Origin of the sequence: Pseudomonas sp. HMWF032 (assembly GCF_003060885.1) — a bacterium.
Classification (GTDB): Bacteria; Pseudomonadota; Gammaproteobacteria; order Pseudomonadales; family Pseudomonadaceae; genus Aquipseudomonas.
In genome coordinates this window covers 1,346,344-1,361,109 of record NZ_QAIG01000005.1, presented here as the reverse complement: position 1 = coordinate 1,361,109, position 14,766 = coordinate 1,346,344, and the positions used below count along the sequence as shown (strand labels likewise).

Genomic DNA, 14,766 nt, shown 5'->3' with positions numbered 1-14,766 from the left:
GGCAAAGCCCCAGGTCAGGCGTTCGTGTGGCTCAATCAGTTCAGATTGAGGGCGGGAATCAGACTGTTATCGAGCTGTTGGCCCGGCACCGGGACCGGGGCAGCCAGGCCCAGGTTATTCTTCTCGAACACCTTGTCGGCGCGGTAGCTGGAGCGTACCAGCGGGCCGGCGGCGACCTCCATAAAACCCTTCTGCAGACCGATTTCGCGGAAACGGTTGAACTCTTCCGGGCTGACCCAGCGCTGCACCTTCAGGTGATTGCGCGTCGGTTGCAGGTACTGGCCGAGGGTGAGGATGTCGACGTTGATGGCGCGCAGGTCATCCATGGTCTGGATGATCTCTTCATCCGTCTCGCCCAGGCCGAGCATCAGGCTGGTCTTGGTCAGCACGTCCGGCCTGTGGCGCTTGGCGTGGGCCAGCACGTTCAGGGTCTTTTCATAGCCTGCACGTGGGTCGCGTACTACGTGGGTGAGGCGCTTGACCGTCTCAACGTTCTGCGCGAACACCTCAAGACCGGAATCCACCACACGTTCGATGGCCAACAGGTCGCCGTCGAAGTCCGGGGTCAGGGCTTCCACCACCACGTGCGGGGTGTTGTCCTTGATCGCCCGCACGCAGGCCGCGTAGTGGCTGGCGCCGCCGTCATCCAGGTCGTCGCGATCCACCGAAGTCAGCACGATATAACGCAGGGCCATCAGCTCCACCGACTTGGCGGTGTTCTGCGGCTCTTCCAAGTCCAGCCAGCCGTTGGGATTGCCGGTATCCACCGCGCAGAAGCGGCAGGCGCGGGTACACACCGAGCCCATCAGCATGATGGTGGCAGTGCCGTTGGACCAGCATTCGCCCATGTTCGGGCAGTGGGACTCTTGGCACACGGTGCTCAGGCGGTGTTCGCTGACATTGCGTTTGACCGCCTCAAAGCGGCTGCCGCCAGGCGCCTTGACTCGTAGCCACTTGGGTTTGGGCTCGAATACCTGAGGCTCGCTGGAGGCGCGGCGCTTTTGCCCGTCCTTGATCGCGGTGATGCCTTGGGTGGTACGGAATTTTTCGCCACTGGCGACGGTTTTGGGCGAGGGAGTATCGGACATCGGCTATTGGGCTCCGTGGACGAGGCGGCTTGTGGCCGCCGCGCAGTCTATCACAGAGCCTGACTGTTCAGTCCGTTGTGCGCCGCGTGGTTCTACCCGTTCGTGCTTGGCGATGTTGCCCAATCGTTCGAGTAAAGCTCGTTTAACGCAGTTTTTGCAGCAACTCATGGCTGGGGTAACCGTCAGCGGGCAGGCCCAGACTCTGCTGAAATGCCCTAACAGCCTTGCGTGTGTTGGCGCCGATGATGCCGTCTGCCGGGCCCGGTTCGTACCCCTTGCTGGTCAGCAACGCCTGCAACTCGATGCGCTCACTGCGTCCCAGTTGACGGTCGTTGCGCGGCCAGGCGGCCTGTACGCCCGGATTGCCGTCCAGGGCGTCGCTGAGCAGGCCGATGGCCAAGGCGTAGGCGGTGGAGTTGTTGTACTTGAGAATGCTGCGGAAGTTGTTCAGCACCAGAAAGGCCGGGCCGCGGTGTCCGGCTGGAAGAAACAGTGAGGCCAGGTTCTGCTCGTTGGCATCCACCGCGCGCAGCGGGTTGACCCCCTGGGCGCGCCACTGCGCCAGGCTGTGGCGCACTTCCGGATCGGCCTGGGCGTAATCGAAACCCTGCGGCAGGCTGACTTCAAACCCCCAGGGTTGGCCATTCTGCCAACCGGAGGCTTGCAGGTAGTGAGCCGCCGAGGCCAGTGCATCAGGCGCTGAGCGCCACAGGTCGCGGTGGCCGTCGCCGTCAAAATCCACGGCATGCTGATTGAAGGTGGTCGGCATGAATTGGGTTTGCCCCATGGCGCCCGCCCATGAGCCGATCAGTCCCTGCGCTGGGCCGTCGCCGGCTTGCAGGATCTGCAATGCAGCCAGCAGCTGGCTGCGCCAGAACACTTGGCGACGGCCGTCGTAAGCCAGGGTGGCGAGGGAGCGAATGACGTTATGGCTGCCGATATTACTGCCGTAATTGCTTTCCATGCCCCAGATGGCGATCAGCACTTCGTGGTCTACGGCGTAGGTGCTGCGGATGGCTTTCAGGGTTGGGCGGTGTTGGGCCTTGAGCAGGCGCCCCTGGGCGATGCGCGATACGGAGACTGCGCCGTCGATGTACTCCCACACCGGGCGGGTGAATTCAGGTTGGCTGTTGTCTGCGGCGATGACCTTGGGGTCCAGGGTGATGCCGGCAAAGGTGCGATCAAACAGCTCGGCGTCGATGCCGGCCGCGATCGCATCGCTGCGCAGGAGCATGCGCCATTCGTCAAAACTGAGCAGGGTGGGCTGGGCGAGGGCAGCAGGCAAAGGTTGGCTGACGGTTGTCGGAGGTGGCGTAATCGCCGCGGCGGCGAGTGGCTGTGCAGGTGCTTCTGCGCAGGCGGTCAGGAGCAGCAGGATGCAGGCGGTGGCGCTATGGGACAGGCCACGAAGAAACAGGTAAGGCATGGTGGTCTCGGCACGTTTTGCAGGCCGTAACCTTAGCATGAATGCGGTGTATGCGGGCTGTGACGGGCTTTTCAGGCTGCCAGAAGGTATGAAGCCTCCCAGTTTTGCTGGGAGGCTTCACGGCGGTAGCTGCCTTTGCCTTTGCTGGGCGTTTCCTGGCGGGAGCGAAACAATGGTTGGGCGATCAGGGATTTGGCCTTGTTCGGGCCGCGTTTGGCTTTCTTCGCCATGGCGTTTCCTCGGCAAATGACCCGCACGTCGCAGGCGGGCGGAGCATGATCCGCATGCGACTGAATGTCCAGCGTCTGAGCGCTAGCGGGAGATGCCCAGGCGCTGGCCGCAGATGGTTAGCGTCAACAGGCTCAGGCCGCTCCAGGGGGCGCCGGCCGCCTGACCTTTGATTTGCGCATCGATCAACTGGGCATCCTGCAGCAGCGCGGCCCAGCGGGTGGCGGACAGACGTTGCAGGGCTTTACTGACCAGCGGGCGACGCTTGTCCCAGACGGGCGGGCGCGCGGAACTGAAGGCCTTTTCCAGCGGCATGCCCTGGCTGTACTGCTGGGCGATGGTGGCCAGTAGGCGGATTTCCCGGGCCAGGGCCCAGAGAATGACCGGCGGCTCGACGCCTTCACCGCGCAGCCCTTCGAGTATGCGCAGGGCATGCGCGGCTTCGCCATTGAGGGCCGCATCGATCAGGCCGAATACATCAAAGCGTGCACTGTCAGCGACCGAAGCGTGCACGGTATCGACGTCAATCTGCGTGCCTTCTGCCAGCAGTTTGAGTTTTTCGATTTCCTGGGCGGCGGCGAGCAGATTGCCTTCGACGCGCACGGCAATCATGTCCACGGCTTCGGCGCTGGCGCTTAGGCCCGATTGCGCCAGGCGCTGGCGAATCCATTGGGGTAGCTGGTTGGCATCGACCGGCCAGATCTGCACGAACTGCGTCTGCGCGCCCTCGATCAGCGCCTTACCCCACTTGGTCTTCTGCGCGCTGCCATCGAGTTTCGGCAGGCTGATCAGCAATACGGTGTCTTCGGCGGGGCGGGCGAGGTATTCCAGAAGCGCCGCTGCGCCCTTGTCGCCGGGCTTGCCATTGGGCAGGCGCAGCTCAAGCAGGCGTTTATCGGCAAACAGCGACAGGCTGGCGCCGGCTTGTAGCAGGTTGCCCCAGTCGAAGTTGTTGTCGGCGTTGAACACCTGGCGCTCGCTGAAACCCTGCTGGCGGGTCGCGGTGCGAATGGCGTCAGTGGCTTCCTGGCAGAGCAGCGGTTCGTCGCCACTGACCACATACACCGGGCTCAGGTTGCCCTGCAGGTGTTTGGCGAGTTGTGCGGAATTAAGCTTCATGCGGGCGCAGAGCAGGGCCGCTTGCGCGGCCCGGCGAGCTTACTGGGCGGGAATCGGCAGTTGGATTGGCGATTGCTGCGGTTGTGCAGCTTGCTGCTGGCGAGCGGCTTCCAGGGCATCGGCTTCTGCTTTTGCCTTGGCTTCTGCGGTTTGCTGCAGTACGTCTAATTGCGCTGGACTGATCTGTTGCAGGCGCTGAACCAGTTGCTGGATCAGTTCACGGTTCATTTCCTTGCGTAGCTGCGCGGCCTCTTGGTCACCGCCAATCAGGTTGTTACCGTCCTGGGTGTAGAAACTTTGGGCTTCCAGCTTGTCACTCATCAGCAGCAGGTCTTTGCTGCCACGGATTTCGTATTCCAGGGTTTTGCTCAGTTCGTACTCGGCGGTGCGGGCCGAGCTGGTAAAGCTGGCGGCACGGCGATTTTCCTGCTCGTTGCTCAGTACCAGGCGGTACGGCGCACCAGCGTAGACCTTGACGCCGTTGTTCTGCAGCACGTCGCGCACTTGGGTGACGGTTTCGCCGTAGGCGTTGCGCGCGCTGACATCCAGCTCCTTGAGCGCGAACTGCACGTCACCGGTGCCACGCAGCTGGAAGCCGCAAGCGCTGAGCAGGGTGGCCAGGCCAATTACCAACAGATTCCGTTTGATCATCTTTTATCCCCTTGGCGTGTCTTGCGGCGCGCCGTTGTGCGGTCGCGCCGAGCTTAATCAGTTGGCGACTAGTCAGTTGGCAACAATGTTGACCAGTTTGCCTGGCACCACGATGACCTTGCGAATGCTCAGGCCTTCGGTAAAGCGCAGCACGTTTTCGTTGCTGCGGGCGCTGGCTTCAACCTCTTCGCGGCTGGCGCTGGCCGGCACTTCAATCTGCCCGCGCAGCTTGCCGTTGACCTGGATCACCAGGGTCAGGCTGTCCTGTACCAGGGCAGACTCATCCACCTGTGGCCAGGCGGCGTCGATGATGGCTTCGTCGTGGCCCAGTTCCTGCCACAGCTGATGGCTGATATGCGGTGTGATGGGTGCCAGCAGCAGTGCCACCGCTTCCAGACCTTCCTGCAGCAGGGCGCGGTCTTGTGCTGTGGTTTGTGCAGCTTTCTCCAGCACGTTCATCAGCGTCATCACCTGGGCGATGGCGGTGTTGAATTTGTGGTGCTGGCCAATATCGAAGCTCGACTGCTTGATCGCCAGGTGAATCGCGCGGCGCACGGCCTTCTGTTCGTCATCCAGGCTGGCCAGGTCGAGTGCGCCGGCGATGCCCTGGTTGACGTGATTTTGTGCCAGGCGCCAGACGCGGCGCAGGAAACGGTTAGCGCCCTCAACGCCGGCATCCGACCATTCGCAGCTCATGTCCGGCGGCGAGGCGAACATCATGAACAGGCGGCAGGTGTCGGCGCCGAACTGATCAATCATCGACTGGGGGTCGACGCCGTTGTTCTTCGACTTGGACATCTTCTCGGTGCCGCCGATTTCCACCGGCAGGCCGTCGCTTTTCAGCTTCGCGCTGATGACCTTGGCTTTGCTGTCGCGCTCCAGCTCGACGTCGGCTGGGTTGAACCAGTCCTTGCCGCCGTTTTCCAGGGTGCGGTAGTAGGTGTCTGCCACCACCATGCCCTGGGTCAGCAGATTCTTGAACGGCTCGTTGGATGACACCAGGCCTTCGTCGCGCATCAGCTTGTGGAAGAAGCGCGCATACAGCAGGTGCAGGATCGCGTGTTCGATACCGCCAATGTACTGATCCACCGGCAGCCAGTGGTTGGCCGCCTCAGGGTCGACCATGCCGCCTGTGTAATGTGGCGAGGCGTAGCGCGCGTAGTACCAGGACGACTCAACGAAGGTGTCCATGGTGTCGGTTTCGCGTTTGGCCGGCTTGCCGCATTTCGGGCAGGTGCATTCATAGAATTCAGGCATGCGCGCCAGCGGGCTGCCTGCACCATCCGGCACTACGTCTTCGGGCAGTACGACGGGCAGCTGGTCTTCCGGTACCGGCACGTCGCCACAGGTATCGCAGTGGATGATCGGGATCGGGCAGCCCCAGTAACGCTGGCGGCTGATGCCCCAGTCGCGCAGGCGGAACTGGGTTTTGCGTGCGCCGTGGGTGTTGGCTTCCAGGTCGGCGACGATGGCGTCGAAGGCGGCGCTGAAGTCTAGATTGTCGTACTTGCCGGAGTTGATGCTGGTCAGGCCGGTTTTGTCGCCGTACCAGTCCTGCCATTGGGTGGCGTCGTATTCTTTGCCTTCGCCGGTGTAGACCTGCTTGATCGGCAGGTCGTACTTGTTGGCGAATTCGAAATCGCGCTCATCGTGCGCGGGCACGGCCATCACCGCGCCTTCGCCGTAACCCCACAGTACGTAGTTGGCGACGAACACCGGCAGCTTGTCGCCGGAGAGCGGATGAATAACGAATTGCCCGGTGGCAACGCCCTTCTTCTCCATGGTGGCCATGTCGGCTTCGGCCACGGAACCGGCTTTGCATTCGGCGATAAACGCGGCGATGGCCGGGTTGCTCTCGGCGGCGCGCTGGGCCAGCGGGTGCTCGGCGGCGACGGCGACGTAGGTCGCGCCCATCAAGGTGTCGGGGCGGGTGGTGTAGACCTTGAGCTGGCCGCCGATGCCGACGCTGGCCTGGTCATAGTCGAACACCACATCAGCGCCGAAGCTCTTGCCGATCCAGTTACGCTGCATGGTCTTGACCTGTTCCGGCCAGCCATCCAGTTCGTCCAGGCTACTCAGCAACTCTTCCGCGTAAGCGGTGATCTTGAAGTAGTACATCGGGATTTCACGCTTTTCGATCAGCGCGCCTGAACGCCAGCCACGGCCGTCAATGACCTGCTCGTTGGCCAGCACGGTCTGGTCGACCGGGTCCCAGTTGACGGTGCCGTTCTTGCGGTAGATCACGCCTTTTTCGAACAGGCGGGTGAACAGCCACTGCTCCCAGCGGTAGTAATCGGGTTTGCAGGTGGTGACTTCACGCGTCCAGTCGATGGCCAGACCCAGCGATTTCAGCTGGGTTTTCATGTAGGCGATGTTTTCGTAAGTCCACTTGGCCGGTGCAACCTGATTCTTCATTGCCGCGTTTTCCGCCGGCATGCCGAAGGCGTCCCAGCCCATGGGTTGCAGCACGTTCTTGCCGAGCATGCGCTGGTAGCGGGCGATCACGTCGCCGATGGTGTAGTTACGCACATGGCCCATGTGCAGCTTGCCGCTCGGGTAGGGGAACATCGACAGGCAGTAGAAGGTCTCCTTGCCCGACTGTTCGCTCACTACAAAGGATTTCTGCGCGTCCCAATGGGACTGCGCGGCGGCTTCGATTTCACGGGGCGAGTACTGTTCTTGCATGGCTACCGGCGCTGGGAATAAGGGCTTGCGGGAAACGCCGTAGCATACATGAGCCCCGCTTATTCAGGGAAACCCTGATTGCGCCGCGCGCCAGCTACTGCGGCCCGGCCGCACGTAGCCAGCCACGCCTAGCCGGCCGCGCCGTTTGTCGCGATGCACTGCCGGTTAAAGCGTGGCCGCTAAGCTTGTTATATGGAGCGGCAGCCTGCTCCGGGGCGAGGTGAAGGATGGCGGAGTTTCGGCGTGGTGCAGCGGGGGGCGGGCTCTATGAGCGGCTGCTGCAACGCCTTGCCATGGCGTTGGATGAGGCGGATAGCCTGAGTGCACTGTCTGCACAACCGCCGCTAGAGCTTGAACTACGCGGGCTTACGGCTGCGGAAATGGAGCTGATTCGCGCTTATCTGAATCGTGACCTGGACTGGCTGCGCGGCTGGCATGCCGCAGCGCAGGAAATGGCGCAGATTGAGCAACTACCAAGCTCGCGCAAGGTCGGGCGTTGCGGCCACAAACCCACCGCCGCGCTGCCCGGCAAGATCAAACCGCTGCTTAAACGTCGTTTACAGCTGTGCTGCGCCCTGTGCGGGACTCTGGCGGGCTGGCAGTCCGGCAATGGCGTACAGGCCTGCAAGGCCTGCGGCTCGCAGTTGTTTCGGGCGAGTAATCATCGGTAGGCTGCGCGCACCCATGGAGGTGCTCAATGCCGATTCGCTACATCCTCAAACAGTTCTTCCTGCCGCCAGGCCTGTTCCTGCTTTTGCTGCTGGCCGCCTGGTGGCTGCATCGGCGTTTTCCACGCTTGGCGGCGTGCTGCCTGGTTGTTGGCTTGGGCGGGATGTGGCTGTTTAGCCTGCCGGTGATGGTTGAATATTCGGCGCGGATGCTGGAAACCGAGTCGGCATTGAATGAGCGACAATGGGCTGATTTGGCACAGCAGGCCGACGTGATTGTGGTGTTGGGCGGTGGGCGTGAACTGGCTGACCCCGGCTGGGGTGCGGATCAGCCCAGTCTGTTGGCGTTGGAACGGGTGCGTTTTGCGGCGCGGCTGGCCAAAGCCTCGGGGTTGCCGCTGCTCACCAGTGGCGGGTTGCACTATGGCGTACCACCGAGTGAGGCGGCGTTGATGGCCGAGGTGCTGGCCCGTGATTACGGCGTGCCGGTGCGTTGGCAGGAAGGTGTGAGCCGCACCACCTGGGAGAATGCGAGCCATAGCGCTGAACTGCTGAAGCAGGCAGGCATTACCCGTGTGGTGCTGGTGACCCAGGCCTGGCATATGCCCAGGTCACGCTGGAGTTTCGAACAGGCGGGCTTGCAGGTGATCAGTGCGCCGATGGGGTTTCTTGGTACGCCCAATGGCCGGCCTGCCGATGGTTGGTTACCGGAAAGCAAGGCGGTCTGGCAGAACGGCTTGTTGCTTAACGAGGCCATTGGCTTGCTGGCTTATCGGTTGTTCTACCGGGCCGTGCAGGAATAAGCCCCGGCTGGCCGGGGCTCGCATCCTTTAGCTATTGATCTGCTCGGCATGGTGACACGCCACTTGCCGGGCATCGAGCAGGCGCAGCGCCGGCTGTTCAACCTGGCAGCGCTCACTGGCATGTGGGCAGCGTTGATGGAAGGCGCAACCGCTGGGGGGCGATAGCGGGTTGGGCAGCTCGCCACTGATCTTGATCTTCGGTTTGCTCGGGTCAGGGTGGATGGTCGGCGTCGCGGACAGCAGCGCTTGGGTATACGGGTGCAGCGGGCGGTTGTAGATCTGCTCGCTGGGACCCATTTCCACCGGACGGCCGAGGTACATCACCAGCACATCATCGGCCACATGGCGCACCACCGAGAGGTTGTGCGAGATAAATACATAGCCGGTGTTGAACTGCTCTTGCAGGTCCATAAACAGGTTGAGCACCTGGGCCTGGATCGACACGTCCAGCGCCGAGGTTGGCTCGTCCGCCACCAGCACCTTGGGTTGCAGCATCATGGCGCGCGCCAGAGCGATGCGCTGGCGCTGGCCGCCGGAGAACATATGTGGGTAACGCTGGTAATGCTCGGGGCGCAGGCCTACCTGCTGCATCATTGCCTGCACCCGCTCGCGCCGTTCCAGGCGGGACAGGCCGGTGTTGATCAGCAGCGGCTCGCCCAGCTGATCGCCGACCTTTTGCCGTGGATTGAGCGAGGCGTAGGGGTTCTGAAAAACCATCTGCACATCACGTCGTAGCTGCTTGCGCTGCGCCTTGTTGGCGCCAGTTACTTCCTGCCCGGCGATCTGCAGCGAGCCTGAGCTGGGCTCCTCGATCAGCGTCAGGGCGCGGGCCAGGGTGGATTTACCGCAGCCGGACTCGCCGACCACCGCCAGGGTCTTGCCCGCCTGCAGTTCAAAGGACACGCCATTCAGCGCCTGCACCTGGGCATTGGGCTGAAACAGGCCACGGGAGATTTCGTAGTGACGGGTGAGGTCGCGAGCAGTCAGGACGGCGCTCATCAGGCCACCTCCGCAGTCAGGTTGAGCGGGTAGAAGCAGCGCGCCGCGCCACGTTCATGGGCATCCAGGCTCGGCCGTTGTTCACGACAATGCGCCTGGGCGTAGGGGCAGCGTGGTGAAAGCAGGCAGCCCAGTGGCCGGTCATAGCGGCCCGGAACAATGCCGGGCAGGGTGGTCAGGCGGCGCTGGCCCTGGCTGTGTTCGGGAATCGCCTTGAGCAGCGCCTCGGTGTAGGGGTGGCTGGGCGCGTTGAACAGCTGCGGCACGCTGCCGATCTCTACCGCTTGCCCGGCATACATCACGCAGACCCGTTGCGCGGTTTCGGCGACCACGGCCAGGTCATGGGTGATCAGCACCAGGCCCATGTTCTGCTCGCGCTGCAGGCTTACCAGCAGGTCCATGATCTGCGCCTGAATGGTCACATCCAACGCCGTGGTCGGTTCGTCGGCGATCAGCAGTTTCGGTTCGGCGGCAATCGCCATGGCAATCGCCACCCGCTGGCTCATGCCGCCTGACAGCTGGTGCGGATAGGCATTCAGGCGGCTGGCGGCGGCGGGGATTTCCACCCGTTCCAGCAGTTGCAGGGCGCGCGTACGGGCGCCCTGGCCCTTGAGACCGAGGTGCTGGCGCAGCACTTCTTCAATCTGGAAACCCACGGTAAAACTGGGGTTGAGTGCGGTCATCGGGTCCTGAAAGACCATCGACAGGTCCTTGCCGACGATATGCCGGCGCTGGCGGCCCTTGAGGCGCAGCATGTCGGTGCCGTCGAACTGCAGGCTGTCGGCGGTGACGATGCCGGGTGCGTCGATCAGGCCCATCAGCGCCATCATGGTCACTGATTTGCCGGAGCCGGATTCGCCGACAATCGCCAGTACTTCGCCCTTCTCCACACACAGGTCGAGGCCGTCGACCACCGGGATGGCCGTGGCGTCGCCGAAGCGCACGCTGAGGTTTTTGATATCCAGCAGGCTCATGCAGGGTTCCTCACTGCGCATTCTTGAGTTTCGGGTCGAGTGCATCGCGCAGCCCGTCGCCCATCAGATTGATTGCCAGCACGCTGAGCAGAATGGTCAGGCCCGGCAGGCTGACCACCCACCAGGCGCGTTCGATATAGTCGCGCGCCGAGGCCAGCATGGTGCCCCACTCCGGCGTTGGCGGTTGTACGCCGAGGCCGAGAAAGCCCAGGGCGGCGGCGTCGAGAATCGCCGAGGAAAAGCTCAGGGTGGCTTGCACGATCAGTGGCGCCATGCAGTTGGGCAGCACGGTGATAAACATCAGCCGCGGCAGGCTGGCACCGGCCAGGCGTGCGGCAGTGACGTAGTCACGGTTCAGCTCGCCCATCACGGCGGCGCGGGTCAGGCGCACGTAAGACGGCAGCGAGACGATGGCGATGGCAAAGATGGTGTTGATCAACCCTGGGCCGAGGATGGCGACGATGGCCACTGCCAGCAGCAGCGAGGGCAGGGCCAGCATGATGTCCATCAGGCGCATGATCGACGGGCCGAGCAGGCGCGGAAAGAAACCGGCAACCAGCCCAAGGAGGATGCCGGGGATCAGCGACATCAGCACCGAGGCCAGTCCGATCAGCAGCGACAGTCGTGCACCATGGATTAACCGCGACAGCAGGTCGCGGCCCACTTCATCGGTGCCGAGCAGAAATTGCAGCTGGCCACCTTCCAGCCAAGCCGGCGGAGTGAGTAGAAAGTCGCGGTATTGCTCGCTGGGGTCATGCGGGGCGATCCAGGGCGCAAACAGTGCGCAGATCACCAGCAGGATCATAAATGCCAGCCCGGCGACCGCGCCCTTGTTGTGGGCAAAGGCCTGCCAGAACTCTTTGAGCGGTGAAGGGTAGAGCAGCGATTGGTCAAGACTGGTGCTTAGGGTTTCAGTTGTCATAGTGGGCTCCGTAGAACCTGTGCATGGCCTCGCGAGCTAGCGCGAGACAAGGAAAAAGCAGCTGAGGAAGCGGAGTGTGCTGTTGCACATGAGCATTCCGAAGCTTGTTTTGACGCGGTATCGCCGACGCGCAGCAGGCCATGGGCAGGTTCTTAGCGCTGATGGCGAATGCGTGGATTAGCCAGTCCATAAAGGATGTCCACCACAAAGTTGACCAGGATCACCAGGCAGGCGATCAGCAAAATGCCGTTTTGCACCACCGGGTAGTCACGCGCGCTGATCGACTCGATCAGCCATTTGCCGATGCCCGGCCAGGAGAAGATGGTTTCGGTCAGCACCGCGCCCGCCAGCAGCGCGCCGACCTGCAGGCCGAACACCGTGAGCACCGGGATCAGGGCATTGCGCAGGCCATGTACGAACACCACGCGAGCCGGCGACAGGCCCTTGGCGCGGGCCGTGCGCACATAGTCTTCACGCAGCACTTCGAGCATCGCCGAGCGGGTCATCCGCGCGATCACGGCGAGCGGAATGGTGCCGAGCACGATGGCCGGCAGGATCAGGTGGCGCAGGGCGTCGACAAAGGCGCCCTCTTCACCGGAGAGCAAGGTGTCGATCAGCATAAAACCGGTGACTGGCGGGATGTCGTAGAGCAGGTCGATACGCCCGGATACCGGCGTCCAGCCCAGCCACACCGAAAAGAACATGATCAGCAGCAGGCCCCACCAGAAAATTGGCATGGAATAACCGGCCAGCGAGATGCCCATCACCCCATGGTCGAACAGCGAGCCGCGTTTGAGGGCGGCAATCACACCGGCAACTAACCCCAGGGTGCCGGCGAACAGCAGGGCGGCCAGGGCCAGTTCGACGGTGGCGGGAAACAGGGTGAGAAATTCGCTCCACACGCTTTCCCGGGTGCGCAGTGATTGCCCCAGGTCGCCCTGGGCCAGTTGGCCGATGTAGTCGAAATACTGGGCATACAGCGGTTTGTTCAACCCCAGGCGCTCCATGGCCTGGGCGTGCATTTCCGGGTCGACGCGGCGTTCGCCCATCATCACTTCCACCGGATCGCCGGGGATCATGCGGATCAGCGCGAAGGTCAACAGGGTGACGCCGAAAAAGGTGGGGATCAGCAATAGCAGGCGTCGGGCAATAAAGGACAGCATGCGGGTCAGTGCTCCAAAAAAGGTGAGCGTGCATCGGGCTGCATGGCCAGACGCTGTTGTAGTGCGACGAGTGGCTCGGCAGTAAAGTGCCGGTTGAGCGCGCCTGTGGCAGGCAGGGTGCGGCAGGCAACAGGGCGCCTGGCGGTTCGGTCGGGCCAGATAGGTCCAGTCATCAGCGCAATCCTCGGATTATACGGAGCCAGCAAACGGCGGCCGGGTAGGCCGCCGTTGTCCGGCTGACGAGTGGCGGGGTAAGCCGCTCGCCAGCATGGTCGAGAGCCGCTGTTACTTGACGCCCACGCCGTAGAACGAGTTCAGCGCGAACGGACTGATCTTGAAGTCCACGACCTTCTTGCTCATCGGCTGGTAGACCGTGGAGTGGGCGATCGGGGTGATCGGAACTTCACGCTTGAGAATCACTTGAGCCTGCTTGTAAAGCTCGGTGCGTTCTGCCGTATCGGTCACCCGCTTGGCAGCTTTCACCAGCTTGTCGTAGTCAGCATGGCACCACTTGGAGAAGTTGTTGCCGTCCACGGCGTCGCAGCCGTACAGGGTACCCAGCCAGTTGTCCGGGTCACCGTTGTCGCCGCTCCAACCGATGAGCATGGCGTCGTGTTCGCCAGCCTTGGCGCGCTTGAGGTATTCGCCCCATTCGTAGCTGACGATCTTGACCTTGATGCCGACCTTGGCCCAGTCGCTTTGCAGCATTTCAGCCATCAGCTTGGCGTTGGGGTTGTACGGGCGCTGCACGGGCATGGCCCACAGGGTGATCTCGGTGCCTTCCTTGACGCCGGCAGCCTTGAGCAGTTCCTTGGCTTTTTCCGGGTTGTAGGCGGGGTCCTTGATGCCCTCGTCATACGACCATTGGGTCGGCGGCATGCCGTTAACCGCCAGTTGGCCGGCGCTCTGGTACACCGCGTCGATGATCCCCTGCTTGTTCACCGCCATGTCCAGCGCCTGGCGTACTTCGAGTTTGTCGAACGGCGGGTGGGTGACGTTGTAGGCGATATAGCCGACGTTGAACCCGGCCTGCTCGGGCATGTCCAGGGTCGGGTCTTTTTTCAGCGCGTCCAGATCCGCCGGGCGCGGGAACAGGGTGACCTGGCATTCGCCGGCCTTGAGCTTCTGCATGCGCACCGAGGCGTCGGTGTTGATGGCGAAGATCAGGTTGTCGATCTTCACCTCATCCGGTTGCCAGTACTCCTTGTTGCCCTTGAAGCGGATTACCGCATCTTTCTGGTAGCGGCTGAACACGAATGGGCCGGTGCCGATGGGCTTCTGGTTGATCTCGGCGGCCTTGCCGGCCTTGAGCAGGCTGTCGGCGTATTCGGCGGACTGGATCGAGGCGAAGCTCATTGCCAGGTTCTGGATAAAGGCGGCGTCGACTTCGTTGAGGCTGAACTTGACGGTCATGTCGTCGAGTTTTTCGATCTTGGCGATATTCGCGTCCATGCCCATGTCGGTGAAATAGGGAAATTCCGAGGGGTAGGCTTTGCGGAACGGATGCTCTTTATCGAGCATGCGCTGGAAGGTGAACAGCACGTCATCGGCGTTGAAGCTGCGGCTCGGCTTGAAGTACTCGGTGGTATGGAACTTTACGTTCGGGCGCAGGTGAAAGGTGTAGCTCAGGCCGTCTTCGCTGATGTCCCACTTCTCGGCAAGGCCGGGGATCACTTTGGTGCCGCCACGTTCGAACTGGCTCAAACGGTTGAATACGGTTTCTGCAGCAGCATCGAAATCGGTGCCGGTGGTGTACAGACCCGGGTCGAACCCGGCGGGGCTGCCTTCTGAGCAGAACACCAGGTTGCCGGCAGCGCTGGCAAGGGGTGTGCTGGCGATCAGCCCAGCGGCGAGTAAAGCCTGGATGACGGCGTTCTTACGCATAGTGACCTCATGGTTATTGTGGTTGTGATCCTGAGGGGCCCCTTGTAGAGGCCTTGGGTGAAACTATGCAGAGCCTATGCCGCCGGCAAGGGCTATGTCATGTTGCGAGCTGGAAATGCGGTAGCGTTGTATGTTGCTGTCGCATTTCTGTAAATC

Annotated in this window: 13 protein-coding genes; 2 read left to right on the top strand and 11 right to left on the bottom strand. The window is 62.4% G+C overall.

Going from position 1 to position 14,766, the window contains the following annotated elements:
• Positions 1-35 precede the first annotated feature (35 nt).
• The 6 genes from lipA to leuS all read right to left on the bottom strand — a co-directional run bounded on the left by lipA (position 36) and on the right by leuS (position 7,197).
• The gene (gene lipA / locus DBR00_RS09045; RefSeq protein ID WP_108489369.1) at positions 36-1,088 is read right to left on the bottom strand and encodes a lipoyl synthase; all 1,053 of its coding nucleotides are present in this window, start codon (positions 1,086-1,088) and stop codon (positions 36-38) included.
• Positions 1,089-1,230: 142 nt separating this feature from the next.
• The gene (locus DBR00_RS09040; protein WP_108489370.1) at positions 1,231-2,514 is read right to left on the bottom strand and encodes a lytic murein transglycosylase; all 1,284 of its coding nucleotides are present in this window, start codon (positions 2,512-2,514) and stop codon (positions 1,231-1,233) included.
• Positions 2,515-2,585: 71 nt separating this feature from the next.
• A complete protein-coding gene (gene arfA / locus DBR00_RS09035; protein ID WP_108489371.1) occupies positions 2,586-2,744 on the bottom strand; it encodes an alternative ribosome rescue factor ArfA in 159 nt (52 codons plus the stop codon).
• Between the two features lie 82 nt (positions 2,745-2,826).
• Positions 2,827-3,861: a DNA polymerase III subunit delta gene (gene holA / locus DBR00_RS09030; RefSeq protein ID WP_108489372.1), complete on the bottom strand. Its 1,035-nt coding sequence runs from the start codon at positions 3,859-3,861 to the stop codon at positions 2,827-2,829.
• Positions 3,862-3,900: 39 nt separating this feature from the next.
• Complete coding sequence (gene lptE, locus DBR00_RS09025; protein ID WP_108489373.1) at positions 3,901-4,512, bottom strand: LPS assembly lipoprotein LptE; 612 nt, start codon at positions 4,510-4,512, stop codon at positions 3,901-3,903.
• Positions 4,513-4,584: 72 nt separating this feature from the next.
• Entirely contained in the window at positions 4,585-7,197 is a 2,613-nt protein-coding gene (leuS, locus tag DBR00_RS09020; RefSeq protein ID WP_108489374.1) for a leucine--tRNA ligase, read from the bottom strand.
• Positions 7,198-7,424: 227 nt separating this feature from the next.
• On the opposite strand from leuS, the gene DBR00_RS09015 reads away from it, so the two are divergent.
• Together DBR00_RS09015 and DBR00_RS09010 are read left to right on the top strand one after the other, a co-directional pair.
• Complete coding sequence (locus tag DBR00_RS09015; RefSeq protein WP_108489375.1) at positions 7,425-7,868, top strand: hypothetical protein; 444 nt, start codon at positions 7,425-7,427, stop codon at positions 7,866-7,868.
• 26 nt (positions 7,869-7,894) lie between these two features.
• On the top strand, positions 7,895-8,668 hold the full coding sequence (locus DBR00_RS09010; RefSeq protein ID WP_108489376.1) for a YdcF family protein: 774 nt from the start codon (positions 7,895-7,897) through the stop codon (positions 8,666-8,668).
• Positions 8,669-8,695: 27 nt separating this feature from the next.
• Here DBR00_RS09010 and DBR00_RS09005 read toward each other — a convergent pair whose 3' ends face one another.
• The 5 genes from DBR00_RS09005 to DBR00_RS08985 all read right to left on the bottom strand — a co-directional run bounded on the left by DBR00_RS09005 (position 8,696) and on the right by DBR00_RS08985 (position 14,610).
• On the bottom strand, positions 8,696-9,667 hold the full coding sequence (locus DBR00_RS09005; protein WP_108489377.1) for a peptide ABC transporter ATP-binding protein: 972 nt from the start codon (positions 9,665-9,667) through the stop codon (positions 8,696-8,698).
• A complete protein-coding gene (locus DBR00_RS09000) occupies positions 9,667-10,641 on the bottom strand; it encodes an ABC transporter ATP-binding protein (RefSeq protein ID WP_108489378.1) in 975 nt (324 codons plus the stop codon). Before DBR00_RS09000 ends, DBR00_RS09005 begins: the two co-directional genes overlap by 1 nt.
• 10 nt (positions 10,642-10,651) lie before the next feature.
• Positions 10,652-11,563, bottom strand: coding sequence for an ABC transporter permease subunit (locus DBR00_RS08995; RefSeq protein ID WP_108489379.1), 912 nt, complete (start codon positions 11,561-11,563; stop codon positions 10,652-10,654).
• Between the two features lie 152 nt (positions 11,564-11,715).
• On the bottom strand, positions 11,716-12,726 hold the full coding sequence (locus DBR00_RS08990) for an ABC transporter permease subunit (protein WP_108489380.1): 1,011 nt from the start codon (positions 12,724-12,726) through the stop codon (positions 11,716-11,718).
• A 285-nt stretch (positions 12,727-13,011) separates the two neighbouring features.
• Complete coding sequence (locus tag DBR00_RS08985) at positions 13,012-14,610, bottom strand: ABC transporter substrate-binding protein (protein ID WP_108489381.1); 1,599 nt, start codon at positions 14,608-14,610, stop codon at positions 13,012-13,014.
• Between the last annotated feature and the right edge of the window lie 156 nt (positions 14,611-14,766).

What these genes read in the sequence shown, in the direction of transcription:
- lipA (WP_108489369.1), bottom strand. Translation starts at nt 1,088, where the DNA reads ATGTCCGATACTCCCTCGCCCAAAACCGTCGCCAGTGGCGAAAAATTC.
- DBR00_RS08985 (WP_108489381.1), bottom strand. Translation starts at nt 14,610, where the DNA reads ATGCGTAAGAACGCCGTCATCCAGGCTTTACTCGCCGCTGGGCTGATC.
- DBR00_RS09005 (WP_108489377.1), bottom strand. Translation starts at nt 9,667, where the DNA reads ATGAGCGCCGTCCTGACTGCTCGCGACCTCACCCGTCACTACGAAATC.
- leuS (WP_108489374.1), bottom strand. Translation starts at nt 7,197, where the DNA reads ATGCAAGAACAGTACTCGCCCCGTGAAATCGAAGCCGCCGCGCAGTCC.
- holA (WP_108489372.1), bottom strand. Translation starts at nt 3,861, where the DNA reads ATGAAGCTTAATTCCGCACAACTCGCCAAACACCTGCAGGGCAACCTG.
- DBR00_RS08990 (WP_108489380.1), bottom strand. Translation starts at nt 12,726, where the DNA reads ATGCTGTCCTTTATTGCCCGACGCCTGCTATTGCTGATCCCCACCTTT.
- DBR00_RS08995 (WP_108489379.1), bottom strand. Translation starts at nt 11,563, where the DNA reads ATGACAACTGAAACCCTAAGCACCAGTCTTGACCAATCGCTGCTCTAC.
- DBR00_RS09015 (WP_108489375.1), top strand. Translation starts at nt 7,425, where the DNA reads ATGGCGGAGTTTCGGCGTGGTGCAGCGGGGGGCGGGCTCTATGAGCGG.
- lptE (WP_108489373.1), bottom strand. Translation starts at nt 4,512, where the DNA reads ATGATCAAACGGAATCTGTTGGTAATTGGCCTGGCCACCCTGCTCAGC.
- DBR00_RS09040 (WP_108489370.1), bottom strand. Translation starts at nt 2,514, where the DNA reads ATGCCTTACCTGTTTCTTCGTGGCCTGTCCCATAGCGCCACCGCCTGC.
- DBR00_RS09000 (WP_108489378.1), bottom strand. Translation starts at nt 10,641, where the DNA reads ATGAGCCTGCTGGATATCAAAAACCTCAGCGTGCGCTTCGGCGACGCC.
- arfA (WP_108489371.1), bottom strand. Translation starts at nt 2,744, where the DNA reads ATGGCGAAGAAAGCCAAACGCGGCCCGAACAAGGCCAAATCCCTGATC.
- DBR00_RS09010 (WP_108489376.1), top strand. Translation starts at nt 7,895, where the DNA reads ATGCCGATTCGCTACATCCTCAAACAGTTCTTCCTGCCGCCAGGCCTG.